Source organism: Rufibacter sp. JT20002 (assembly GCF_056491185.1).
On record NZ_JBSZJY010000005.1, the window covers coordinates 1 to 25,309 of the forward strand.

The following is a 25,309-nucleotide window of genomic DNA, read 5'->3' on the forward strand; positions in this document are numbered from 1 at the left end:
TCGCAAGGGATGCGGAAAACTTTTTTCCTCGCCTTTCGTTTGCCCTAAGTTCCGTTCCCCTCCTGCCGAGCGGGCTGCAAAGGTAAGCAAAGATCCCCGATCTCCAAGCGCTTTCCCCGAGGTTTCCTTCCCGGGACCAAGGGAGAACCCCAATCGGCTCTTGGTTAGTTCCTTATAGCGGATTTTTTTTAAGGAGGGCTTTGGTAGCGGCTCCCAACCGGAGCCTTAGCAAGAACCATGGTTAAGTGCCGGTTGGTTCCCGAACGGCTAAGAATTTTATTAGCGTCCCTCTTTGGGGTGGCTCCCTTACGGAGCCTAAGCAAGAACCATGGTTAAGTGCCGGGAAGTTCCAACATTTTAGAAATTTACTAAGACTCCAAACATTACCTTCTGTCGTCCCCTTTGTTGAACTATAAACAAGCATCATAGAGCTGCCTTAGCAAAAAAGACATCCTTATTATAGAGCTTGTGAGAAAACAGACTAACTAGTTGAAGTTTCAACAACACTATTATCGAAAGTTTTACAGACCTCTATTTGTAGTTTTTAATCCACACTTTAAATGTTGACCCTACATTCAGTTTGCTTTCAACTTTTACGTACCCGCCTAAAGCTTCTGCTTGCGTTTTAACCAAGTATAACCCCAACCCTCTTCCTGAAACATGAAAGTGGAAGCGTTTATATAGACCAAACAGGTTTTTGCCCTCTTTTTTTAAATTGATGCCTAAACCATTATCAGCGACAATAAGGCACAGCATCTCTTCCTCCTCATTTAGCTCTGCTTTGATCGAGACCCTCAAGGGACGTTCAGGAGACTTATACTTTACCGCATTAGTTAACAAGTTGCTGACAATGCTACTCACATAACTCCTGATGGAGCCGATCTCCTCTATCCCATTTAAATCAACCTCTACCCTCTCTATGTTTCCTTCTGGCAGAACCTGAAGTGCTTGCTCTACTAGTTGAGGAAGGAATATCTTTTCTCGTTCATTTAGCACTCCCGCCTGAAGGCTAAGCATTTCATTAAGGTCTCTTATTATATAGTCTAGATTTTGGGCAGTTTGCCGAAGCCGGGTTCTAAGCCCTTCTTGGAAGTCATTGTTACCTGCCGGATCTAGCAAAGAAGTTAACCCCAGGATATTGGCAACGGGAGAACGGAGATTGTGGGACACGATGTATGTAAACTGCTCTAAGTGCCGGTTCCGGCGCAACAGTTCTTCGGTAAGTTTAGCCCGCTCCTCTTCAGCCTTCTTTTGCTGAGTGATTTCGGTCTCTATCACAATAAACTTCTTTCCGCTCCCGGTAAGGTCATCTATAATAGGAGTGACATCAAGCTTTGACCAGTAGATTTCTCCGGTTTTGCTTCGGTTTTGCACTTCCTGCACAAAAGGCTTGTCATAGGTTAACTTTTCCCTAATCTGGGATACCTTCTCCTGATTGGTTTCTGGCCCGGCAAGCAAATCACCGGGTCTCTGACCAATGACTTCGTTTAAGGTGTATCCTGTAATTCTGGTAAAACCGTCGTTTACCCATTCAATACGACCTGCTTCATCAGTAATATAAACGGAGTTCACCGTTTTACTTGCCACCAGGGATAGCTTTTGAAGTTCAGCCTCCACTTTCTTGCGGGCATTAATTCCTTTTACAAAAACGGAAAGTGCTTCATCAGAGGGATAGACGCTTACATCAAGCCATTTGGTGAGTTGTTCAGAGTACTCTTCAAAATGAACGGGGTGCTGCAAAATGGCCGCTCTACTCAGTTTCTGGTAGAATTTCTCAAATTCAGTGGCACCAAAGATTTCCCGTATGTCTACACCTACTAGTTCCTCCCCTTTTAGCCCCATCGCTCTTTCAAACTCATGGTTTACATAAGTGAAGCGCCAACCCTTATCCAAGGTGAAGAAAGCATCTTTGATACTTTCCAGAATACTGTTCAGTCTATTAGCCGTCTCTGTCAGGAGTTGCTGCTGCTTTTTGTTTTCAGTAATGTCCTTCGCAATTCCATGGATGCCCACCAACTCTCCATTTACCATGACTGGAACTTTGGTAATAGCCAAATTCAACAGGGCTCCTTGGGCAGTGAGGACGACAGTTTCTGTAGTATTAGATTCTCCGGCTAGGCTTTTTGAAAAATCTGCAGTTGCTTCTGCCACACAATCTGGATGCAGCAACTCCACAAAGTTCATTTTAAGTAATTCTTCTTCTGAATAACCGCTACAAGAAACAGTGGCGCTGTTCACAGAGGTAAAGAATCCCTCTTTGTTAAGTGAATACACGCTGTCGGGATTGTCTTCGAAAAGAGCTTTGTACATCTTTTCGCTTAATTCTAATTGCCGCTGTGCTTCCAACCGATCGGTGACATCACGGGAGTTTATGATAATGCCGTTGATAGCCGGAAGATGAAAACAATTGACACCTTTTGTTTCTATCCAGCGCCATCCATTTGATTTGGAATGGAAGCGGAAAGGCTTTGTTTTGGCATCCTTTCCTAATAACACCTGTTCAAAATCATTAAAGATAAGAGAGACGTCTTCGGGGTGGATGAAGTCAAAGGCGCTTTTTCCTAAAAGATCCTGGGGTTCAAACCCTAACACTTGCCTGACACTGCCACTCACAAAGGAGTAAAGCCCATCTTTATCCATGATACAGACCATATCATTGCCTTCTTGCAATAAGGCCTCTAAGCGGTGCTGGTTTTCCTGCTCCTTTTGTTCTACCGTAACTTCTTTTGTGATGTCTCTGGCAATACAGTAAACCTTGCTTTCTTCCTTTATTAAGGAGGAAGACCAAGAGAAGTAAACCACAGCCCCATTTTTGTGGAGGTACCGATTCTTGAAATTCAAAGTAGAGGAATGCTGCACCACCTGTTTAGCATCTTCTGCCGTGCTAGCAACATCTTCTGGGTGGATGAACTTAGTACAGTGCTGGCCAATCATTTCTGAGGGGGTATACCCTAAAATGGATTGACAGGCTTGGTTGATATGCAGCAAATATCCATCTAAGGAAAAAGTACAGATAAGATCTGCCGTGGAGTCCAGCACCAATTGGAGTTCACGAACCGTGTTTTTTAATTCCTGCTGCTGTTTATCAATGTACTCCTGAGAATCTTTTTCAGCTCTTAAGTCACGTACATGCACACTCACAAACTGATCACCTTCAGAAGTGGAAAATGTTCTTGAGCCTAATTCAACCGGAATCTTCATGCCAGACTTGTGTACCAGATTCACCTCGCCCTTGAATTGCCCAAATTCCTTTCTAGCTTTTAAAGCGATGTCCCACCTGGCATCATTAGAATCAATGAAGCCTTTGCGTCCTTCTTTTAAAAGAAACTCTTTCGTTTGCCCCACCAACTGGCAAATGGCAGAATTGACAAACAGGAAAGTCCCATCTGGGTGCACCAGCAACATGGGTTCATGGCTGTGCTCCGCCAAAGCGTACATCAATTCAAAATTCACTTGTGAAGAGGTGGCGTCTGACAACTCTGCAACTGGGGAAGATCTAAAAGTATTGTTCATCTTGCATGCTCACTAAGCCACAATCCAACTGCTTAAAAGTGGACTTAACTTATATGGTAACCCTTCCTTTTTGAGTTAAGGGAGGGCTATTACAAAAGTACATTACATTTAGATAATTTCAATTAAGAAAGTGAACACTAAGCACAATAGATACTTTCACTATGAATAGTGACATAGATCAAGACGACTTAACTAGGCTAATACAAAATAAAACTATTTCACTTTACTCAATCACAATATCCGTTTATAGGTTGTTTTCTTTAACCTAACTAAAACAAAAGGGCCATCTAGTAGATGGCCCTTCTTGGTGCTTCAGAAATAAACAAACTAATCTATTTACCTAAATCGTATTTGCCGTTGAATTTCTCATAGAGGTACTGCTGCTTGTCGGTGAGGTTGAGTTTGCGGCCTTGGATGAATGCGTGGCTGATTTTGTTGGTACGCATGTCCAGGATATCTCCTTCAGAAACTACCAGGCTGGCATCTTTGCCTACTTCCACAGAACCTATTTGCTTGTCTACACCCAGAATTTTGGCGGTGTTCAGGGTAACGGAGGAAAGGGCTTGCTCTTTGGGCAACCCGAAGGCTACGGCCGTACCTGCGATAAACGGCAGGTTACGGGTGCCGTGCAAACTGGCGTCATAGTCCAGGCAGAACAGAACACCGGCTTGCTGCAACATACTTGGCATTTTGTACGGCAAGTACACATCATCGCCGGCGCGGGTAGGCAGCGCATGCACGCCTGAGTACACCACCGGAATGTTGTTCTCCTTCAGGAAATCGGCGACTACTAAGGCGTCGCCGCCGCCTACAATCACCATGTCCTTCACACCTGCTTTCTGCGCAAACCGCACGGATTCCACAATCTCCTTGCCGTAGTTGGTGTGGATGAACAGCTTCTTGGAACCATCAAACAAACCTCCCAAAGAAGCTAGTTTCAAGTTCTGGCGGTCATTTTTCTGGTCTTTGTACACCTTGGCCTCGGCCAGCAATGCCTCTAATTCCTGAAGGCTGGTTTGCCGGGCCTGGCGGCGCTGCACCATTACGGGAGTGTTGTCTCCGGCCTGCACCATGGCTGGCCAGCGCAGATGCACGCCCCCATCGGCTTTTACTAAGGCGTCTTCCCAGTTCCAGGCATCCAGCTGCACCACCGAGGAAGTACCGGAAATCATGCCGCCTACTGGGGTTACCTGCGACATCAGCACGCCGTTGGAACGCAAGGTTGGAGTAATGTCAGAATCCGTGTTGTAGGCCACCACGGCCCGCACGTTGGGGTTAAACAAACCCACCTCCTGCTGGTCCAGCGTAGCCCGTACCGACTCGATCTCGGTTAAGCCTAGTTGGCTGTTGGGCAGAATCATGCCCGGGTAAATGTGCTTGCCGCTTACTTTCACGGTCTCGTAAGACGTGCCGCCCGCGTTAAACCCAGAAGCCGGACCCGCATAGGTGATTTTACCGTCGGTGAAGGCCACCGTGGCTCCTTCTACTACCTGCCCGTTGCCCACGTGCAGGGTGCCTCCGGTAAGCACGGTAGGTTTAGATTGTTTGGCGGCCGGAACCGGAACCTGGGCCCAGGCGGCCGTGGTGCTCACGAACAAAGCCGCCGCAAGCAATAGACGATGTTGCATGTTTTTAGGGGTAAGGGATACCACAGATTTCTTTACAATTGACATAGCTGGGTCTCCTTATTTTTGGCTGTATTCAGATTCTTGGTAAGTTTCTTCTCCTTCGGTGGTCAGGTCTTCGCAGTGCAGCACTTGCGCACCTCCGCGACGTGCCGGGGCAGCCGTTTGGGTACGCTCTCCGCGCGCCTTGGCAGCCAACATCTTGTTGATGAGGCGCAGGCGCTCCTTTTCCTGCTCTACCTGCAAATTCTGGTCTTCCCCCAGGTCAAAGTAAGCAACACCGTCTACAAAAGTCTTCTCGGGGCGGGCATAGATAGACAGCGGGTGCTCGTTCCAGATTACCACATCAGCGTCTTTGCCGGCTTTCAGGCTACCCACTTTGTCATCTAAATGGAGAAGTTTGGCCGGGTTCAGGGTCACCATTTTCAGGGCATCTTCCTCAGAAACTCCGCCGTACTTCATGGTTTTGGCGGCTTCCTGATTCAGGCGGCGGGCCATCTCGGCATCGTCTGAGTTGATGGCCGTGGTCACGCCCACGTTGTGCATGATGGCGGCGTTGTACGGAATAGCGTCTTTCACCTCCATTTTGTAGGCCCACCAGTCAGAGAAGGTAGAAGCACCAATGTTGCGGGCCTTCATCTTATCGGCTACTTTGTATCCTTCCAAGATGTGGGTGAACGTATTCACTTTAAAGCCCATCTGGTCGGCCACTTTCATGAGCATGTTGATCTCAGACTGCACGTAAGAGTGGCAGGTAATAAAACGCTCGTCTTTAAGGATTTCGGAAAGGGTTTCCAGTTCCAGGTCGCGGCGTGGGGCTGGGGTTTTGGCTTTCTGAGCTTTAGAAAGTTTGTTGTAGCTGCCCCAGGCTTTCTGGTATTCTTTGGCGCGCTGGAACGCGTCTACCATCACCTGCTCCACGCCCATGCGGGTCTGCGGGAAACGCACATTGTACTGCGGAGAACGGTTAGACTGTTTAACGTTCTCGCCCAAAGCAAACTTGATGAACGGATCTGCGCCTTCAAACAACAGTTTCTCGGGAGCTTGTCCCCAACGCAGTTTGATGATCGCCGACTGTCCCCCGATGGGGTTGGCCGAGCCGTGCAGCAACTGGGAAGTAGTTACCCCACCGGCCAATTGGCGGTAAATGTTTACTTGTTCATGGTTCACCACATCGGCCATGCGTACTTCGGAAGTAACGGCTTGCGTTCCTTCGTTCACGCCATCTAAGGCAATATGCGAGTGTTCGTCAATGATGCCGGGTGTGACGTGTTTGCCGGTTCCGTCAATTATTCTGGCACCGTTGGCAGACAGGTTCTTGCCTACCTGCGCGATCTTGCCGTTCTTCAGCAACACATCGGCATTCTGCAGTTTGCCTTCCTTCTCGTTCGTCCAGACAGTGGCATTTTTGATCAGCACGGTCTCGGCTTTCGGTAACTCAGTTCTTCCGAAGGCCGCAAACGGGAATGTCAGTTTGCCCATGTCCAGGGCGTTATTGGAGCGGGAACGAGCGGTGTCGCGTTTGGCTTGCTGGGTAGCGGCTTCAGAAAGCAGCGCGGTCCATTTAACGGTCTGGGCATCGGGCAATTGGGCCTCGCCTTGGAAGCCTTTGCCGGTGTACCAACCGGTTAGCCTAATGCTTTCTTTTCCGTTTTTAGCGGGCTCAAACGCCATGGTCAGCATTTCGCCACTAAAAGAAAGAGAACCTTTTAGGGTATCCTGGGCGACTATTTTCAGTTCTGGCTTCTCGGGTGTTCCGCTGATGAGCATGCGACGCTCGGGCTGGCTACCCACCTTCAGGGTGTACACGCCGCGGAAATCAGCCGGAGTTTCACTGATGGTATAGCCCTGGCCTTGTACCCAGTTCTCCAAGAGAAGCGTAGTAGGGTCAAACAAGTTACCGGTGGCTACTACAAAGTTGGCTTGCATGCCTTCGCGCAGGCTGCCCACGTATTTGTCGGCTTTGAGTAATTTGGCGGGTGTGTACGTGAGGGCTTTCAAAGCTTCTTGATCAGGCAAACCGTACTGCGTGGCTTTGCGCACGTTAGGTAGGAACTTGCTTTTATCACGTAAATCAGCCGAGGTAAAGGCAATCACCACTCCTTCTTTCGCCAACAGCGCTGGGTTAGCAGGAGCCATTTCCCAGTGTTTCATTTCTTCAATCCCAACCCGGCGGGCATCGTACGGATCATCCACGTTGTAGGGGTCCGGGAAGTTCACGTTCAGGATATAGGCAGCGTTGGTGGCTTTAATCTGCGGCAACATCTGGTACTCATCGCCCTGACCTTTGAAGACGTATTGGTAGCCAAATTCATCGCCCACTTTATCGGCGCGCACGGCGTTGAGTTTGTTGCTTACTTCAAAAATCTGGGGAAGGCTATTTCCTTCGTTGAAAGCCTTGAGGGAGATGTTTTGCTCTTTGTCCTGGTTTTTGGCATTCCACTGGGCGTCTAGATAGGTCTGGCGCAACAAGGCGACCGAGCCCATGATAGAGCTTGGGTATTCCTGCGTGGAAGAACCTTTGTCCAGAGACAAAGCACTGGCGGCTTTGTCCAATAAAATAACCTGGTTTTCGCGCTTGTTGGCCAAAGTAACCAAAGAAGCAGTTCCGCGAGCAATACCGTCCTGGTGAATGGTTAACACCGCTCCAAATCCCAGTTTACGCAACTCCTCGGCGGCTTTGGCGTCTACCTTGAACAGCTCCACGGCATTGGTCTCAGGCCGGATGGCTTGGTTCCAGTTGAAAGCTCCTTCTTTCTTCGTATCGGCTTGGGGCGGGCTGTTGAAACTGAACGAACGAGGTGGAGGCGTGGGAACACCGTAGCTGGTGAACGGATCCACGAAACCCGGGTACACGGTTTTGCCTTTCAGGTCAGTGACCATGGCGCCCCGGGGCACGGCTACCTTGGGACCCACGGCCACTACTTTCCCGTCTTTGATGACCAGGGTAGCGTTCTCCAGTTTGGTTTGGTAATCCACGTAAATGGTGGCATTGGTGAACGCCCTTAACCCGGACCGTTCATCATACACGCCATTGCGGGGGAAGGTCTCCTGCGCCCGACTTTGCAGCGACATGGCCGCTACTACCAGCACGGAGAGAAATACTTTTTTCATGAGCAATTAATAAAGGTTTGTTTGTGAGATAGGTTGGTCTGCAAAATGGAAAAGTAGAAAAAAATTCTGCCTTAAAAAAACAGACCAAGTAGATAGTACCTTTTGGTGACGCTTTAACCAAAACGGCCTTAAAACACGATAGAATTGGCAAACAAAAAGCCCGGTTTTTAGGACCAGGCTTTTCTCAATTGAAAGTGCTTACCGGATTAACCTAAGAGCTAACTTTAGGACTCATAGGAGTATTTAAGGCATGGAGTGATCACTTTTGCAGCAACATTGGTTTTACTCCTTACCTCATTATCAATTTCTCCACTTTTTTGACTTTGTTAGTGAAGAACTTAGCTATGTAAAGTCCGGGTACTAATAGGATACTCCAACAAAAGAAAAGCCCTCTCCTGAGCAGGAGAGGGCTTTTCTTTTATGAGCTAAGAAGTTTACAGGTTATTTTCCTGACGGATAACACTGTGTTTCTTTCCGTAAACGAAGTAGATAATGATACCAATGGCCATCCAGCCCAATAAACGGTACCAGGTCTCGGCCGGAAGGCCGGCCATCATACCAAGGCACACCAAGATACCTAAGATGGGCACCAACGGTACCAACGGTGTTTTAAACGGACGCGGACGGTTTGGCTCTTTCACGCGCAAGTACCATACCCCGGCACACACAATCACGAAGGCCAGCAACGTACCGATTGATACCAGGTGACCCAGTTCATCAACCGAGAAAGCACCTGCTACCACCGCGCAGATAGAACCAGTCAAAATAGTACTTACGTGCGGCGTTCTGAATTTAGGGTGCAATCTACCAAAGATAGGAGGTAAAAGACCATCGTTTGCCATGGTGTAGAAGATACGCGGCTGCGACATCAACATTACCAGCATTACAGAAGAAAGACCCGCAATAGCCCCAATTTTGATCAAGTCACGCAGGAAGGTATATCCGGTTTTTTCAATACCAATGGCAATGGGCTCAGCCACGTTCAACTGGCTGTAGTGCACCATGGCCGTCAATATACCAGACACTAGAATATAGAGGATAGTACAGATAATCAAAGAACCTAAGATACCAATTGGCATGTCTTTCTGTGGGTTCTTGGCTTCCTGAGCAGTGGTGGAAACGGCGTCAAAACCGATGTAGGCAAAGAAGATTACCCCAGCAGCTCTGATTACCCCGCTCCATCCGTACTCACCAAAACCACCCTTGTTCTCAGGCAGGAAAGGAGTCCAGTTTTCAGCAGCTTCGGCAGGATGACCGAACAGGTAGTTAGCCCCGGCCAGAATAAACAAGATTACCACGCCTACTTTAATGATAACGGCAATGTTGTTGAACTTGGCAGATTCGCTCATCCCACGTACCAACAAAATGGTTACCAACGCGATAGCAACGGCCGCCACCAGGTTGAAGATACCAACTGCGTGCGGTAAAGTGGTAATGTCAATACCATCTTCAGCCAAAGAAGCGGATAATTGCTCGGTCACGCGTACCCAAGAACTTGTACCCGGTAACTGGATCAATTCTACGCCAGAAGCGTTGCTCCATTCCGGCGGAATATTTACGCCCAAGTCACGGAGGAAAGAAACCACATAGCCAGACCAACCTACGGCCACCGTAGCTGCCCCGAAGAGATATTCCAAAATCAAATCCCAACCAATGATCCAGGCTACAAACTCACCCAGAGTGGCGTAGCCGTAAGTGTAAGCAGAACCGGCAATCGGAATCATGGAAGCGAATTCGGCATAGCAAAGACCTGCGAACGCGCAGCCTAAACCGGCCAAGATAAAAGCCAACACAATGGCTGGGCCTGTGTACTGAGCCGCCGCACTCCCCGTCAATACGAAGATACCGGTACCAATAATGGCCCCTACCCCCAAAGCCACCAGATTGACCGGCCCCAGGGTTCGTTTCAGGTTGTGCGCCCCTTCACTAAAGGCGTCTGCGCTAAGTTTGTCAATTGACTTCCTAGCGAAAAGTTGGTTTGCCATAAAATGCGTAAAAGTTAGGGAATAGTTTGTTTGTAGTTCGTTTGTAAAAGGCTTGAAAGGGGCTAATATAAGTACTTTTCGCAAGAACTCATGCGGCTTGCACTTTTTAGGGTGGTTTTAAGAAAAGCCCTAGTCCTAAAAACAAGCGTCACGTTTAAAGGCTCTTTTCCTGAAAGCAGGCCCAGAACATCAACTTATTGGTATATAGGAGCCAATAGGAATAGTCCAGTTTGAGGAACGCACATTCTGATGAAAAACCTGCCTTAGCACGCCTTTGAGCTTCGTACTTTAATTCACCCTACCCTGTTTATGGAAGCCTTGTGAAAGAAGGGATTTCTGATCAACCCTAATTTGCAGGCTGATATCAAGAAAAAGGTCCCATAATTTAAAGTTTCCCCATCAGCAAAGTCCCTACATAGAAGCTTAAAATCGGAATACAACACTTAAACCAATTGAGAATCAACACGTAACATTTTGCCGCGTATTTACCCCTAGCGATCCTATTGCCTTTTTGTATCTTCGTCTGACAGATAGTTACTAGCGCAGCAAAGAATGGGGAAGATACGAGTACTACACACTGCAGACTGGCACCTGGGCCAGCGATTGGCCAACCAGGAACGTACCGAAGAACACCGCGCTTTTTTAACCTGGCTTTGCCAAACCATCTGTGATCAAAAGATTGACATGCTCCTCATTGCCGGCGATGTATTTGACACGGGGTTCCCTTCCAACACGGCCATGAAACTGTACTATGATTTCCTGCGCGAAGTCAAAGATACCTGCTGCCGTGAACTGGTGATCATTGGCGGAAACCACGACTCCGTTTCCACGCTTAACGCCCCAGCCGAACTCCTGCGTCATTTTAATGTACACGTGGTGGGCGGCGCTCCTGCCAATGCCCAGGACCAAGTGATTGTGCTCACCGATGACGAAAACACCCCTAAAGCGGTGGTGTGCGCCGTCCCGTTTCTCCGCGACAAAGATGTGCGCCTCTCAGTGCCCGGCGAAACCAGCGAAGAGCGGGAGGCCCGGCTTAAACAAGGAATCTGTGACCACTACAAACAACTGGTGCCACTTATTCAGGAATTCAAGCTGCAGGGCGTTCCGGTGCTGGCGACGGGCCATTTATTTGCCGCCGGGGGCAGTTCCTCAGACAGTGAAAAGGAAATCCACGTGGGGAACCTGGGCCAGATTTGCGGCGATCAATTCCCCAAAGAGTTTGACTATGTAGCCTTGGGCCACCTGCACCGGCCTCAGGTGGTGCATAAAATGGAGCACATCCGGTACAGCGGCTCCCCCATTCCCCTGAGCTTCTCAGAAATCACAGACCGAAAGCAAGTGGTAATTCTTGAATTTAAAGACGGGAAACTCAGCCAGATTGAGGAAGTGGAGATCCCCTGCTGGCGTAAGCTGGTGCGGTTCAAAGGAACCATTGACGAGGTGTTCCCCAAGATCATCGCCTTTGACAACGCCGACCGCCCTTACCCAGCCTGGGCCGAGGTGCAACTTCAATACGAACACAATCTGCAGGACCATACCAACCGGCTACACGAAGCCTTTGCGCTCCAACCTCAAGCCCAGCTCCTCATCCATCGGCCCTTGCGCACCATTGACACCCAGAGCCTGGATCAACAAGTGCAACCAGACCAAGACTTAGCCGACCTAAAACCCAAAGAGGTTTTCCTGAAGAAGTGCGAGGAAGCCCTGGAAGCCGATAGTTACCAAAGTCTTGTCTCCACCTTTGACGAGTTGCTGGAACTGATGCCCCAAATGCACGAAGAACCGCTGGAGGTCTCCGCCCCAGGGATGAAGATTCTTTAAAGATTACCGTCAAGTCAAGGTAATTATCTACAGCCCTTTATGCCTGTTTTCCAAAAAGCAGGCATAAAGGGCCGTGGCTTTTGACGGCTTTTCTGTTTTGCTCCAAGCGTATAGATAAGGAGGTCCTTTTTTTGAAACAAGAAATCTTAAAAAGCTCTCCCTAATTTATTCTACCGCCCCCTCCTCTCTCCCTTATAAAATCAATAAAAGGCTCCTTATAGAGGCACCCTATAAAGGAATAGCAATTATCAATTTGACAAATAAAAGCCAATCCGGGACCTTTAGGCTTATATTCTTGGGTGTTTTACCGGCAGGAGGTGGGCAAAGAGGCCCCTTTTGGCAAAACTTACTTAACTGTACCGCGTTAATATTATTTATCATCCTTAATCCCCAGTCATTCTATGGAAAAAGATCAAAATCAATCCAATGGTCAATCTGGAAACAACCATGCCGGAAACGGCCAGGAGAGACAAAACCTAACAACAAGGCAAGGGCATCCGGTTACTGACAACCAGAACATCAGGACAATTGGTAACCGTGGACCAGCTACGTTAGAGAACTACCACTTTATCGAGAAAATTAGTCATTTTGACCGTGAGCGCATCCCGGAACGTGTGGTACACGCCAGAGGAGCTGGGGCTCACGGAGTTTTTGAAGCATACGGCACCGTGGGTAATGAGCCCATCGCCAAATACACCCGGGCCAAGCTGTTCCAGCAAAAAGGAAAGCAGACACCGGTTTTTGTTCGTTTCTCAACCGTAGGCCACGGCGGGCACTCCCCAGAAACTTTGCGTGACCCTCGCGGATTCGCGGTGAAGTTTTATACCGAAGACGGTAACTGGGATCTGGTAGGCAACAACCTTAAGATTTTCTTCATCCGGGATGCTATGAAATTCCCAGACCTGATCCACTCCCAGAAGCCAGATCCGGTAACCAACATCCAGAGCGGAGAGCGCATCTTTGACTTTATCTCTAATACACCAGAATCAACCCACATGGCTACGTTCCTGTTTTCTCCATGGGGTATTCCGGCCAACTACCGCCAGATGCAGGGCTCAGGAGTGAACACCTACAAATGGGTGAACGCCGAGGGTCAGGCCGTGCTGGTGAAATACCACTGGGAACCTTTGCAAGGCATCCGTAACCTTACCCAAGCCGAAGCCGAAAGCATCCAGGCTAAAAACTTCAACCACGCTACCCAAGACCTTTTTGAGGCCATCAAAGAAGGAAACTTCCCTGAGTGGGAGCTTTGCGTGCAGATCATGAGCGACGATGACCATCCAGAATTGGACTTCGATCCGTTGGATGATACCAAACTTTGGCCAATGGACCAATTCCCATTCTTACCAGTAGGTAAAATGACCCTGAACCGCAACCCTGTTGACTATTTCAATGAGGTAGAGCAGTCTGCGTTTGGTACAGGGGTGTTGGTAGACGGCCTGGAATTCTCTGATGACAAAATGCTGCAGGGACGCACCTTCTCTTACTCAGATACCCAGCGGTACCGCGTAGGAGCCAACTACCTGCAATTGCCTATCAACGCGCCTAAGAATAAGGTGGTCACCAACCAAAGAGGTGGGCAGATGTCTTTCCACTCTGATTTTGGGGATGGGCAGAATCCACACATCAACTATGAGCCGTCTACCTTGAACAATGTGAAAGAAGCGCCTAAAGCAGGGAAAGACTACGAGCCACGGTACGAGGCCAACCTGGTACGCCAGAAAATTGACCGCACCAACGACTTCAAACAAGCCGGTGAAACCTACCGCAACTTTGAAGATTGGGAGCGCGATGACTTGATCTTTAACTTGGTGTCTACCCTGAGCACCTGCGACAAGCGCATTCAGGATAAAATGATTGAGCACTTTACCCTAGCCGATGAAGACTACGGCAGACGCGTAGCCGAAGGACTGCGGGCGGGTATCAAGGACCAATCAGACAAAGGACCTATTGGGGCAATTTCTCCAAAAGAAGGCGTGGAAGCAGCAAAAGAGAAATCGCATCCGGCAAACCCGTATTAATCTGTTTTTAATTCATTTTCTAAATCATACATCAGAAAAGCCACCTCCACTGGGGTGGCTTTTTTAGTTGTTTACCAAGAGAGGAGTTTCCTGGTTCACCAAAGCAGTTGTCCCCAATCCCTAAAGGTAAGCCATAACTTCTTGCTCCGGATTTCACCTTTTCTGCCAGTATTTATTTCCTTTGCAAGTAAGCCGAAGAACTTGCCTTAATACTTCTTCCTTTCCTTTGACTATGCAAAAAGATGACCTACTAGCCACCCAACAAAGAATTTCCCCTTTCATCCACCGTACCCCCATTCTGACATCTCGCCTGCTGAATGACATTGCCGGGGCAGACCTTTATTTCAAATGTGAAAACTTCCAGCGAATGGGAGCCTTCAAGATGCGGGGTGCCATGAACGCCGTACTACAACTCTCTGAAGACCAGAAGTCCCGCGGGGTAGTCACTCACTCCTCAGGCAACTTTGCCCAAGCCCTTACCCTAGCAGCGCAAAGCGTAGGCATAAAGGCGTACATTGTAATGCCAGAAAATGCGCCGGAGGTAAAGAAAGCTGCCGTCAGAGGCTACGGTGGTCAGATCGTGGAAAGCGCCTCCAATCCCATCGCCCGCGAAGAAGTAGCTGCGCAGGTTGAAAAAGAAACCGGTGCCTTCTTCATTCATCCGTCTAACGACCTGGCGGTTATTCTGGGGCAGGGAACGGCGGCCATGGAACTTTTGGAAGACCAACCTGATCTGGACTACATTTTCTCTCCAGTAGGCGGGGGCGGACTGATAGGTGGAACGGCACTTGCTGCCCATTTCTTCGGGCAGAACTGCAAGGTAATTGGGGGTGAGCCTTTTGAAGCCGATGACGCCTACCGTTCGCTTTTAAGCGGACAAATAGAGTCCAATGAAAGCACCAACACCCTCGCCGATGGCCTCAGAACGCAACTAGGCGACATCAATTTCCCTATCATCCAGAAATATGTAGACAAGATCATCCGGGTGGAGGAAGCAGAAATCACCAATGCCCTGCGCCTGATCTGGGAACGGATGAAAATTATTGTAGAGCCTTCCAGCGCGGTAGCCTTGGCCGCTTTGCTCAGGGAAAAAGAAGCCTATGCCGGGCAAAAAGTTGGGATCATTCTTTCTGGCGGAAACATTGATGTAACCAAGCTTCCTTTTTAAAGCTCTTTTAGGAAAAAAGCCTTAAAACGGGTACAGGAAGGCAAACCCAATGGGCTAGGTTTCCTGTAAGACAGCAGTTGAGGGTTAAGGCATTAACACAGCTTTTGGAAGAACCTTCAAAAGGAACATATCCTGAAGCCGTTCTTCCCGTATCTTTTATGTAAACCGCTTTAACTGTTCAACAAACTATAAGACAATGATAGAAACCAAAGGTTACGCTGCTTTTGACCCCAACTCCCCGCTGGCCCCCTTTAATTTTGAGCGCCGCGATGTTGGTCCGCATGACGTTTTAATAGAGATCCTTTTCTGTGGAGTGTGCCACTCAGACTTGCACACGGCCAAAGGCGAATGGGGCGGTGCCCTGTACCCGGTGGTTCCTGGGCACGAGATTGTGGGCCGCATTGTAAAAGTTGGGGACCATGTAAACCGGTTTGCCGTAGGCGAAATGGCGGGGGTAGGCTGTATGGTGGGTTCCTGCCAAAGCTGCTCCAGCTGTAACGACGGCCTGGAACAATACTGCGAGAAAGGGTTTATTGGCACGTACAACAGCCCAGAGCCAGGGTTAGACACACCCACTTACGGCGGGTATTCTAACCAAATTGTGGTTTCCGAGAACTTCGTGCTTAAAATCAGGGAAGATCAGGATCTGGCCCGGGTGGCGCCGCTTCTTTGCGCCGGTATCACTACTTTCTCTCCTTTACGCCATTGGAACGTAGGCCAAGGCCACAAAGTGGGCGTGGTAGGCTTAGGTGGTCTGGGCCACATGGCAGTAAAATTGGCTGCTTCTATGGGCGCTGAGGTGACTGTGCTAAGCACCTCCCTTTCCAAAGAAGCCGATGCCCAAGCTTTGGGAGCGCACAAGTTTGTAGTGACCAAAGACCAGGAAGCTTTAAGCCAGGTAGCCGGTTACTTTGACTTTATCATCAACACAGTGTCTGCCAAAGTGAGCTTGGACATGTACGCCAGCCTGCTTCGTAGAGACGGGACCATGATTTTGCTAGGCGTTCCACCAGAAGCTCCTGAACTGCACGCCGGAACGCTAATCTTCGGGCGCCGCAGAATAGCCGGTTCTCTGATTGGCGGCATCGCCGAAACCCAGGAAATGCTGGACTACTGCGCTGAGCACAACATTCTGTCAGACATAGAGGTCATCAACATCAACCAGATCAACACGGCTTATGACCGCATGTTGGCCGGTGACGTGAAATACCGCTTTGTCATTGACATGTCCAGCTTGGAAAGCACCAGCGCCTAGTTGAGGGCTAGTGTAAAATAAATACTTCTAAAACAGCAGAGCCGGCCTTGTAAAAGACCGGCTCTGCTGTTTTAGGACTGATTTCTAAAAATCAGCCCTGAAACATATTCTTACATAATCGACATTAGCTGAATGGAGTTGAATCCTTTGGGTGCCAAAATCACTTTGGAGTCATCACGGGAGATAGACGTTCTACCCGCAGAGCTTCCTCCCTTTGACACCGAGGTGTTAGTGTCTTTCTCTACATCATAAATCTTGAGGGTGGCATTGCCGGCATTAGAGAGGTAGAGCAGTTTATTGCTGGTATGAAAGAAAGACATACCAGTTACGTAATCTCCGGCCCCGTTCTTTTTCACCGCCTTTACCTGCTTAAAGTCATTGGTTTCATAAATGCGCATGATCTCATCGGCTTGGCCATAGCCCACCGCCAGAAAGTGATCATCGGTGCTGAGGGCTAGATCTGTTGGGGTGGCGTAGTTGGTGTTGAACACGTTGAGTGGTTCTCCGTTTTGGGCCGAGATAGCGTAAATACGGCTTGAAAACCAGGCGTAAAACCGATCTCCTTTGTTACTAAACACAATCTTGGAGTCTTTGGCGGCGTATCGCGGCTTACCTATTTTCTCCCAAGTATCGGTGTTGTAAATCCTGATCTCATTGTTCTGGAGCAAGGCCACCAACCGGTTCCCGGTCATGGCAATCTGGCGTACTTTGGCCGGTAAACCCGCAATGGTTTTCACCTCACTCAGGTCTTTTGCTTGCAAGATTTTGATGGATTTCTCTTCCCCACCAGTGACAATATACTTCCCATCTTTTGAGTAAGCGCAGGCCAGGGCTGTTCCTTCAAACACTTTTTTAAAACTCACCGGAAACGATTGCGCTGCATCCCAAAGGTACAACATGCCTTGGTTGCCCACCGAAACCAGGCGGTTTCCATCGGGGGAAAAAACCGCATCCTGAAACATCAGGTTCTCTTCATGCTTCAACAAAACCAAGGGTTTTAGTTTTGTTTGCCCAAAGGAAAAACCTGTATTTAAGCTTAAACAAACTGCTAAGAAAATACCTTTACTCCTTGTCATATATTTAATTTTATATTTAATAGCCAGCAAAGTACAAATATTAAGTCAAATAGTAATAAATAATACTTTATGTTTTTCAGTTGCAAATACAAACCCATGATTGTCACTCCTGTACATTCAACTAGGCCATACCTAAAACATCTCTACGTCAAAATAGAGAGGGGTTCAGCTACAAAGCTTGATACTCAAGTTAGTTTTTGATCTTGCCATTAGATTTGCCTTTTTCCAGTTTTGAGACCATCAGATAACTCAACCAACTGCGAATCAGCTGCATACTCCTAAAAGGGCAACTTTCAAAAGTTTAACATGGCGGCATAGACACCTCTCACGACCTCCGTCATGCGGGCAAAATCAAGCTTGTCAATGGTGTCTGACCTTTGGTGGTAATGCGGATTGCGGAGGAAGGAGGTGTCATTGATCATAACCGCCTGGTAGCCTTGCGCCCAGTAATTGCGATGGTCTGAGAGCGAGACACCGGGCAAGCCTGGAGGAGCGGCAATAGACTGGACATCTATGCGGGAATGCTCTTTCATGAACTGCTGCACCCGTTTCACCGTTTTCTCCTGCCCCATTTGACCAACTACTACTATAAAGTTGCCCGTGTTAGGGTACAGGTTCTTCAATGACTCATGGGGAAACTCCTGTGAGTTGGGCTTATCTGTGAAATACCCGATCATCTCCAGGCAGATCATCAGTTTCACGTCTACCTTATCCTTCTTCATAGACCGGGCGTGCACGGCGCTACCCATTTTCTCGGTGGCAAAGTAGGGCGGCTCCTCAAAGTTGAACGCAACAAAGTCAATCCGGTGCTTTACGCCTGGCTTCTCCTCGTGTACCACCCGGGCCAACTCCAGCAAACCAGCTACGGCGCTCCCATTGTCATCTGCTCCCGGGGTGTCTCCGCAGACGTCATAGTGAGCACCCACAATGACCCGCTCCCCTTCCTCTGGGCCATACGACAGAATGAGGTTGTTGAAGCCTTGGTGCAACGCCTGCTTGCTTACCCGCCCGCTTAGTTTACAGAACTGCGCCTCAATGTAAGCTTCCGCCTTTTTCAACGACTCAGGATAGCCAATGCTGCGGGGCGGGTTCAGAGTGGTGAGGTATTGCACATCGGCGTAGAGGCGGTCACGTTGGATAGGCATAGCATGCAGGCATTGGTTTCTGCTTTGTACTGCTACAACCAAGTGAAGTTGCTTAAGCTTGTTAGAATTAATACGGTTTCTAAATGACTTAATACAGAATTTCAATTGGTTAATACAGTATCTGATTTGGAGGATGGCTTGGCCGCAAACCTACCCCCAGGCTCCCCGTACCTGTGGCAGTTAACAGCAAACCACACCATGAAAAAAGCCATCCTTTTGTTCTCGTTCGGGCTATTGCAGCTAGGTGCTCTGGCGCAGGATTCACCAAGTTCAGAACCAGAATTTGAAACAGACCGCCCTACCCGCACCCAAGCCTCCAGCACGGTTCCCAAGGGATATTACCAACTAGAAACCGGCTTCCAATACCAGAAGAAGAGACAAGAAGGAGTTGAAAACAAACAGTGGCTTTACCCACAGGCTTTAATACGCTTAGGAGTTCTCAAAGCTGCTGAATTCCGACTGGAAGCCACTTACCGGCGCGAGGATTTCCGAAACGGAGATGCTCTTTTACTGCAGAACAAAGGGTTGAGCACCGTAAGGGTAGGAACGAAAATGAACGTGGTAGAAGCCCAGGGGGCCATACCAGAAGTATCTGTTCTGGCCATGCTGGAATTGCCTATAGGGCAGGATACCTTTGAACCCAGGAAAGTTGCCCCCGAAGCCATGCTGCTGTTCACCAACAAACTCACAGACAAATTAAAACTTCAGTACAATGCGGGTTTCAGGCGCGAGATGGAAGAAGGAGGCATGGAGAACCAACTCCAGTACTCGGCCACGCTCAGCCGAAAAATAAACGAGAACCTCACCGTTTCTGCGGAGTTTTTTGGAGAGAAGCCCAAAGGCAGCCCCGCCGAAAACCAGATTGATGCCGACATTCAATACTTGATTTTGCCTTACCTGCAACTTGATGGGATTGTTGGCATCGGGGTTTCCTCACAGGCTCCGGAAATGTTTTTGGGCGGCGGCATAAGTTTTCGTTTGCCCCGCTAAGTCTATTCCTTTTTCACCGCAACCTTCCTAGTCAGGCTAGTAGAAATCAGAAAATGAGTAGGATTTTTGGTCCGTTATCATGAAAAAAGGCCAAAAACAGGAACAAGAAATTGGTTTAAAGCCCCTGTTAATAGCTCAAAAGAGCGAAAAATAGGCGGCTTCTCACAACCTGCCTATTTTTCGCTCTTTTGAGTAACTGAACTTTTGACCTAATCAATGTTTGGCTTTTAAAGTAATAAGCACAACTGCCGCCACTAAAAGAACCGCTGCGATGATGGTCTGGCTTGTGACAACCTCATGCGCAAAGGCCCAACCCAGAAGGACCGCTATCACCGGATTCACATAGGCATAAGTGGAGACTTGTGAGGGAGGCGCTACCCGGGTAAGCCAACTGTAGGCAGAAAAGGCAATAAGCGAACCGAACACTACCAGATACCCCAAGGCTAACCAAGACTGAAGACTTGCCGAAGCCCAATCGGCGGTTTGCCACTCACCGGAGGCAGTTCCTGCTAACAGAAGCAAGGCTCCACCACACAGCATCTGCATACCGGTGGTTAAGATGGGAGAAGAAGGTAAGGTGGCTCTGGAAGAATACAAGGAACCCCAGGCCCAAGCCCCAGCCGAGAGGAACACGATGACGCTTCCCATCAGGTCAACGCCTCCTTCCAACTTCCAGGGGCTTACCAGCACCACCATTCCAATGGCGCCTAACAAGAGCCCAAGGAGCACGCCTTTTGAAGGTGCTTTTTTCCCTTTGCCTAACCACTGCAAGATGACCACCCATAAAGGCTCTGTAGTAACCAGCAAGGCAGCCACTCCGGAGGCTACCCTTTGTTCGGCCCAGACCACGGCTCCGTTTCCGATCAAAAGCAGAAATCCGCCGATGATGGCCGTATTTCGCCAGTGCACCGGAGAGGGAGCGGCTGCCCCGCGCCACCTAGCCCAGGTAAAAAGGATAGCACCGGCAAACAGGAAACGTAGGCCCGCCATCAAGAACGGAGGAAGGGTTTCTATGGCAAAGGCGATGGCCAGGTAGGTAGAACCCCATATAATGTAAATCGCGGCAAAGGCCGCGATTTTAAGCCATCCGGTAGCCGGAGCCCCGGAAGTAGAAGAAACGTTCATGGGTTGTTAATCAGCGTCTGCGTGCAAAACCAGCAAAGGCAGTTTGGTTTGGTAGGTTAATTTTTCTGAAAGGCTCATGCCAAAAAGGTCTTTGAAAAAACTGCGGCGCTTTTTAAGGATGGCTAGCATGTTGCTGTGGGTACGGCTAAGGTAATCTTTAAGGCCGGTGTCTTTTTCGGGGTGCTCTATTTCCTGGAATCCTATAGGCAAACCGCCAAACTCATTCCGCAGGGTACTTATCAATTCCTGCGCATGACGGTCTCCGCCAGACTTTGCTTTGGAAGTTACGTGCACCACTTCCACCTCGGCCTGAAACAACGAGGCCAGGCCTACTACTTCCCGTAGAGCCCGTACATCTTCGGGTTGGTAGTCTGAGGCATACACAATGCGGTGAATCTCTGGATAGGTGGCTTTGGCTGGAATTGCCAGTACCGGGCATTTCACCTGAGAGATTACACTTTCAGTGTTGCTGCCAATCAGGATCTCTTCCAAAGTATTGCCGCCGCCCGTAGTACCCAGCACCACAAAATCATACCCTTCTTCCTGCACCAACCGCTCTACGGCATCGGCTAAAAAGGCTTCCTGCACTTTTACATCAGAGGAGAAAACACACCCACCGGCATTGGCAAACATGTTTTGAAGGTGCAGCGACAAACTGTGGAGTTTATCAGAAGACACGCGACGTTGCTCATCCAACACCTGACTGGCCATCAAAGCCGATTCGGTGGTGTCCATCATGGGCAAATGCAGAACGTGAAGCAGGGTAAGGGACGCCTGGGTGCGTTGGGCTATATGGGCAGCATACTCGGCTGCTTTGTTAGAAGTCTTGGAGAAGTCAACGGGGCAAAGAATCTTTTTCATAGGATCGTATGTCTGGTTCACAGCGCTGGCAAAGTAGACCTGTGCTTCCTTACAAAACGTGAATATAGCGTTTTGGTTATACTTTCCTTTTCAAGCGTGGGCTACTTCTGCTGCAGTTCTACGAGCCAAGTCTCGGCGTCCTGCATAGAATCAAAGATGTTCAGGGGCACTTGGCTTTCTTCTGCCATAGCCATGGCCAGCTGGTTGATGGCATTGTTAAGTTGGTGCACCTCGGCCAATTGGGAAATGCCGGCCTCTACCGTTAGTTTCTGGGCATCAATGTGCATCCGGCGCACGGAAGGAGAATACTCCTCTAATTCTCTTATATCGGTCAGGATGGAAAACCCTGGTTTTACCAGTGCCATGGCTTCCTTGAGGTGTAGCATGTAAAACGGAACCTCCTCTGGGGTGTTCCAGCATCCTTTTACCTTCAGATAAATGATATTCCTGGCTTGGTCTACTTTTAACCGGTAGAAAGGATTATGTGCGATTTTGATCATAGCAGCGTCAGACATTTCTGCAGATGCACTACTATCTGGGCGGGGGATACCGGAGAGTGGCAAGTGACTTATTAAATATTAAATAATTTTGTTTTTATAAAGTTATAAACTGTTTTGAAATTCTCAAATGTAAACATCAAATTTTATAATTTTTCAGTATTTAACGCTTTCACTTCGGCCCAGGTCCACCTCTTTTTAGGAGTGATATTTGAAAATGCATTCTGCAAATATTGAGTTACGGTTTGTAGAAACGAGTCCTTTTCTATAGAAGAAGAGTAAAACTCCCTCTCCTGCGGATTGCCGTACCGTTGGGCTTTACTCAACTTACCCGCCTGCAAGCGCAGCAAAGGCCCTGTATCGGTTACACCATCAGCTACCCAAGTCAAGCCCGATTTCTCCATTAAGGTAAGTTCTTTGGCCAATGGCCTAAGATCTGGCCGGGGCAACGTTGGCCTACTTTCCAGGTCTACCCAGGTAGTGTACTTACACTCAAGTTCATACTTGTTCTGGGCATAACAAGAAACCACTATGTCATAGCCTCCTGTAGGGCTAAACAAGGCGTAATAATGAACGGGAACAGGGGTCTCCACTACTACCAAACCCAAGGCATCGTTTAGGACTATTTCTGATTCCTTCCCATAGATTTGATGATACCCTTGCAAAATCTGATTAAACTCTGGCTCCCAGACCTGTTGAAATAATGCAGGATTCAGGAGTACTTTTTCAAAAGCACCCAGAAAATAGTGGAATTTCGGGATAGAGGCGATTACCTCGTTTTCCTCCAGGTCTTCTGCCCCAAAGGGAGGGTAAAACCGGGCTTTTTCCTCCGCATTGATCCAACACACCAGTTTCAGGGCTTCTTTCGCAAAAGGAGCCTCTAAATCCAGCTCACGGAAGTCGCCAATGATGGCCATTTGCCGAAGGGTTTCTTCGTGCTGCAATGCCAAGTCAGGATGCAACAAGGCCCAAATTCCTACCAAAGCATCAATGTCAAAGTGGTTGGCGGTTACGTAATGATAGTTCTCCAATTGGGGATATCCTTGCTTAAGCGCCTGGAGCACCATACCGGCACTGGTATCTTCCCGCAATCCTGGCGGCGTTGGCGCTTCTCGCCAGTGCGAAAGCACCAAGCCATTAGGGTGGAAACTATCAACTACTACGGCAGGCTGCTTTTTGACTTGGGGAAAAGGGAGATACGTGTACGGGTTCATGCTACGGGATACTTACCTTAAGGGCGAGAGCCGGAAACCCAGGCTCACGCTTGAAGGTGTTGAGGGAAAGTTGATTTGAAGGCTATTTGGCAAAATAAGGTTTGAAACGCAAATACACGCCTCACCTTCTCTTGCCTCGCCGGTTCGTGATTTTGTCTAAGCGCTTGTTTTTCACCCACTGCAAATACTTTTGTAATCCCTCAGAGGCACGCAAAGCCGGAATGGAGTTATACAGCACCGCCAATTCTTTGTTATTGTAGGTAAGGTGCACCGTGCTATGGCAAGGCTGGCACAACGGGGCCGTAGGTCCATGGCGGCCTCCCTCCTCCCGCGGGATCAAGTGGTGCAACGTGGTGAACCCAACCTCTCGCTCACAAAGGGCGCACACCGGGTCTGCGCTCTCTTCCTTTTTCCTGATTCTTTTTGCCATGTTCCTTTTTACTTCCTTCTTTGTTACCTTCATAGGGTGGCCCCTTCAAAAAGGAGACAAACCTCTGACGTTGTGCCGCGTAAAGCTTTTGATCCCAGCAAACGGATGCCTTTCATTTATGTCACTATCCCCTACTGCCTCCACCCAAACTACTGGCCCAGCCCTAAGCGAAAAATGGTTGCTCTTTATCTTGGCGGCCATCCAGTTTACGCACATCATGGACTTTGTGATCATGATGCCCTTAGGGCCACAATTGATGCGCGTTTTCAACATCAGTCCGCGGGAGTTTGGCTTCCTGGTATCGGCGTATACGTTTAGTGCGGCCATCTCTGGGTTACTGAGTGCCTTCTTCATTGACCGCTTCGATCGGAAAAACGCTTTAATGGGCTTGTACCTGGGGTTCACGCTGGGTACGTTTGCCTGTGCCCTGGCCCCTACCTTCTCGTTCCTCCTGATCGCCCGTATTCTGGCAGGGGCTTTTGGCGGCGTGCTAGGGGCGTTGGTGCTGGCTATAATTGGCGATTCCATTCCCGAGGAACGTCGGGGAGCCGCAACCGGTAAGGTGATGGCAGCGTTTTCGGTGGCGTCTATTGGAGGAATACCCGTGGGATTGTACCTTGCCAGCCACGCCAGTTGGCACGCGCCCTTTTACCTCCTCACAGGCTTGAGCGTACTGGTTTTGCTTTTGACCTGGCGAATGCTCCCTCCCATGCGCCAGCACCTTTTGCAGCATGTTCCCCAGCATCCGGCCAAGGTGCTGGTCACCATTTTCAGCCAGTCTAATTGTTTATGGGCTTTTACCTTGATGGTGACGCTCTCCCTGGCGGGTTTCACCGTGGTGCCTTTCCTAAGCCCCTACATGGTAGCCAACGTGGGGTTTGAAGAGGCGGAACTGAGTTATATTTACCTTTTTGGGGGGTTGGCCACCGTGGTGACTTCCCAGATGGCCGGACGGCTTTCGGACCGGTTTGGGAAAAAGAGGGTGTTTCAAATTGCAGCCTTGGTTTCCGTGATTCCCATCTTAGTGGTAACCCATTTGGCAAGGGTACCCCATTGGCAAGCGTTTGTAGTGACCACCTTCTTCTTTATCTTTTTCGGGGCGAGGTTTGTGCCCGCCATGTCTTTGATCACCTCCAGCGTGGAACCGCGGCTGCGCGGATCTTTCATGAGTGTGAACTCATCGGTGCAACAGCTTGCCTCTGGCTTAGCCGCTTTCCTTTCCGGTTTGGTGATTACCAATGCTCCGGGTTCTCAGGAACTGCTGCATTTCGGGACAGTAGGAATTATCGCCACTGTCTTCACCATTGTTTCCATGGGCGTTGTGATGAAGCTGAGGCAGGTGAGCTAAAAGGTAGTTCTGAGTCCTAAATTCTTAGTTTAGAGATAAACCGCAGAATCTAAAATATTAAAAGCCGATTAGCGCTTGTTTTCAGAAAACAGGCGCTAATCGGCTTTTTAATTAGTATATA

General features: G+C 49.0%; 17 protein-coding genes. 6 read left to right on the plus strand and 11 right to left on the minus strand.

Annotation, left to right across the window (positions count from 1 at the left end; translation table 11 throughout):
* Window positions 1–531 precede the first annotated feature (531 nt).
* From ACW9SV_RS19580 to ACW9SV_RS19595, 4 genes are all read right to left on the minus strand, one after another.
* Window positions 532–3,513 (minus strand): PAS domain S-box protein, encoded by a 2,982-nt coding sequence (locus ACW9SV_RS19580; protein ID WP_479558463.1) that lies wholly within the window; start codon window positions 3,511–3,513, stop codon window positions 532–534.
* A gap of 332 nt (window positions 3,514–3,845) precedes the next feature.
* On the minus strand, window positions 3,846–5,141 hold the full coding sequence (locus tag ACW9SV_RS19585; RefSeq protein ID WP_479558464.1) for an amidohydrolase family protein: 1,296 nt from the start codon (window positions 5,139–5,141) through the stop codon (window positions 3,846–3,848).
* Window positions 5,142–5,198: 57 nt separating this feature from the next.
* Complete coding sequence (locus ACW9SV_RS19590) at window positions 5,199–8,252, minus strand: amidohydrolase family protein (protein ID WP_479558465.1); 3,054 nt, start codon at window positions 8,250–8,252, stop codon at window positions 5,199–5,201.
* A gap of 434 nt (window positions 8,253–8,686) precedes the next feature.
* A complete protein-coding gene (locus ACW9SV_RS19595; protein WP_479558466.1) occupies window positions 8,687–10,237 on the minus strand; it encodes an amino acid permease in 1,551 nt (516 codons plus the stop codon).
* Between the two features lie 552 nt (window positions 10,238–10,789).
* On the opposite strand from ACW9SV_RS19595, the gene ACW9SV_RS19600 reads away from it, so the two are divergent.
* The 4 genes from ACW9SV_RS19600 (at window position 10,790) to ACW9SV_RS19615 (ending at window position 16,502) form a co-directional block, all read left to right on the plus strand.
* Window positions 10,790–12,058 carry an exonuclease SbcCD subunit D C-terminal domain-containing protein gene (locus ACW9SV_RS19600; RefSeq protein ID WP_479558467.1) on the plus strand — a complete coding sequence of 423 codons (1,269 nt, stop codon included), beginning with the start codon at window positions 10,790–10,792 and terminating at the stop codon, window positions 12,056–12,058.
* Between the two features lie 401 nt (window positions 12,059–12,459).
* Complete coding sequence (locus tag ACW9SV_RS19605; protein WP_479558468.1) at window positions 12,460–14,079, plus strand: catalase; 1,620 nt, start codon at window positions 12,460–12,462, stop codon at window positions 14,077–14,079.
* A 232-nt stretch (window positions 14,080–14,311) separates the two neighbouring features.
* Complete coding sequence (locus ACW9SV_RS19610) at window positions 14,312–15,247, plus strand: pyridoxal-phosphate dependent enzyme (RefSeq protein WP_479558469.1); 936 nt, start codon at window positions 14,312–14,314, stop codon at window positions 15,245–15,247.
* Between the two features lie 196 nt (window positions 15,248–15,443).
* The gene (locus ACW9SV_RS19615) at window positions 15,444–16,502 is read left to right on the plus strand and encodes an NAD(P)-dependent alcohol dehydrogenase (RefSeq protein ID WP_479558470.1); all 1,059 of its coding nucleotides are present in this window, start codon (window positions 15,444–15,446) and stop codon (window positions 16,500–16,502) included.
* A 110-nt stretch (window positions 16,503–16,612) separates the two neighbouring features.
* On the opposite strand, the gene ACW9SV_RS19620 is transcribed toward ACW9SV_RS19615, so the two are convergent.
* On the minus strand, window positions 16,613–17,488 hold the full coding sequence (locus ACW9SV_RS19620) for a WD40 repeat domain-containing protein (RefSeq protein ID WP_479558471.1): 876 nt from the start codon (window positions 17,486–17,488) through the stop codon (window positions 16,613–16,615).
* Window positions 17,489–17,871: 383 nt separating this feature from the next.
* On the minus strand, window positions 17,872–18,723 hold the full coding sequence (locus ACW9SV_RS19625; RefSeq protein WP_479558472.1) for a M28 family peptidase: 852 nt from the start codon (window positions 18,721–18,723) through the stop codon (window positions 17,872–17,874).
* Between the two features lie 198 nt (window positions 18,724–18,921).
* On the opposite strand from ACW9SV_RS19625, the gene ACW9SV_RS19630 reads away from it, so the two are divergent.
* Window positions 18,922–19,713 carry a transporter gene (locus ACW9SV_RS19630; protein ID WP_479558473.1) on the plus strand — a complete coding sequence of 264 codons (792 nt, stop codon included), beginning with the start codon at window positions 18,922–18,924 and terminating at the stop codon, window positions 19,711–19,713.
* Between the two features lie 213 nt (window positions 19,714–19,926).
* On the opposite strand, the gene ACW9SV_RS19635 is transcribed toward ACW9SV_RS19630, so the two are convergent.
* From ACW9SV_RS19635 to ACW9SV_RS19655, 5 genes are all read right to left on the minus strand, one after another.
* On the minus strand, window positions 19,927–20,838 hold the full coding sequence (locus tag ACW9SV_RS19635; protein ID WP_479558474.1) for an EamA family transporter: 912 nt from the start codon (window positions 20,836–20,838) through the stop codon (window positions 19,927–19,929).
* A 6-nt stretch (window positions 20,839–20,844) separates the two neighbouring features.
* Window positions 20,845–21,699, minus strand: a complete 855-nt coding sequence (locus ACW9SV_RS19640; RefSeq protein ID WP_479558475.1) for a universal stress protein — start codon at window positions 21,697–21,699, stop codon at window positions 20,845–20,847.
* 101 nt (window positions 21,700–21,800) lie between these two features.
* A complete protein-coding gene (locus ACW9SV_RS19645; protein ID WP_479558476.1) occupies window positions 21,801–22,199 on the minus strand; it encodes a hypothetical protein in 399 nt (132 codons plus the stop codon).
* 143 nt (window positions 22,200–22,342) lie between these two features.
* Window positions 22,343–23,410 (minus strand): DUF6687 family protein, encoded by a 1,068-nt coding sequence (locus tag ACW9SV_RS19650; protein ID WP_479558477.1) that lies wholly within the window; start codon window positions 23,408–23,410, stop codon window positions 22,343–22,345.
* Window positions 23,411–23,531: 121 nt separating this feature from the next.
* Window positions 23,532–23,840 (minus strand): HNH endonuclease, encoded by a 309-nt coding sequence (locus tag ACW9SV_RS19655; protein ID WP_479558478.1) that lies wholly within the window; start codon window positions 23,838–23,840, stop codon window positions 23,532–23,534.
* A gap of 118 nt (window positions 23,841–23,958) precedes the next feature.
* Here ACW9SV_RS19655 and ACW9SV_RS19660 point away from each other — a divergent pair, with 118 nt between their 5' ends.
* Window positions 23,959–25,188, plus strand: coding sequence for an MFS transporter (locus tag ACW9SV_RS19660; protein ID WP_479558479.1), 1,230 nt, complete (start codon window positions 23,959–23,961; stop codon window positions 25,186–25,188).
* Window positions 25,189–25,309 lie beyond the last annotated feature (121 nt).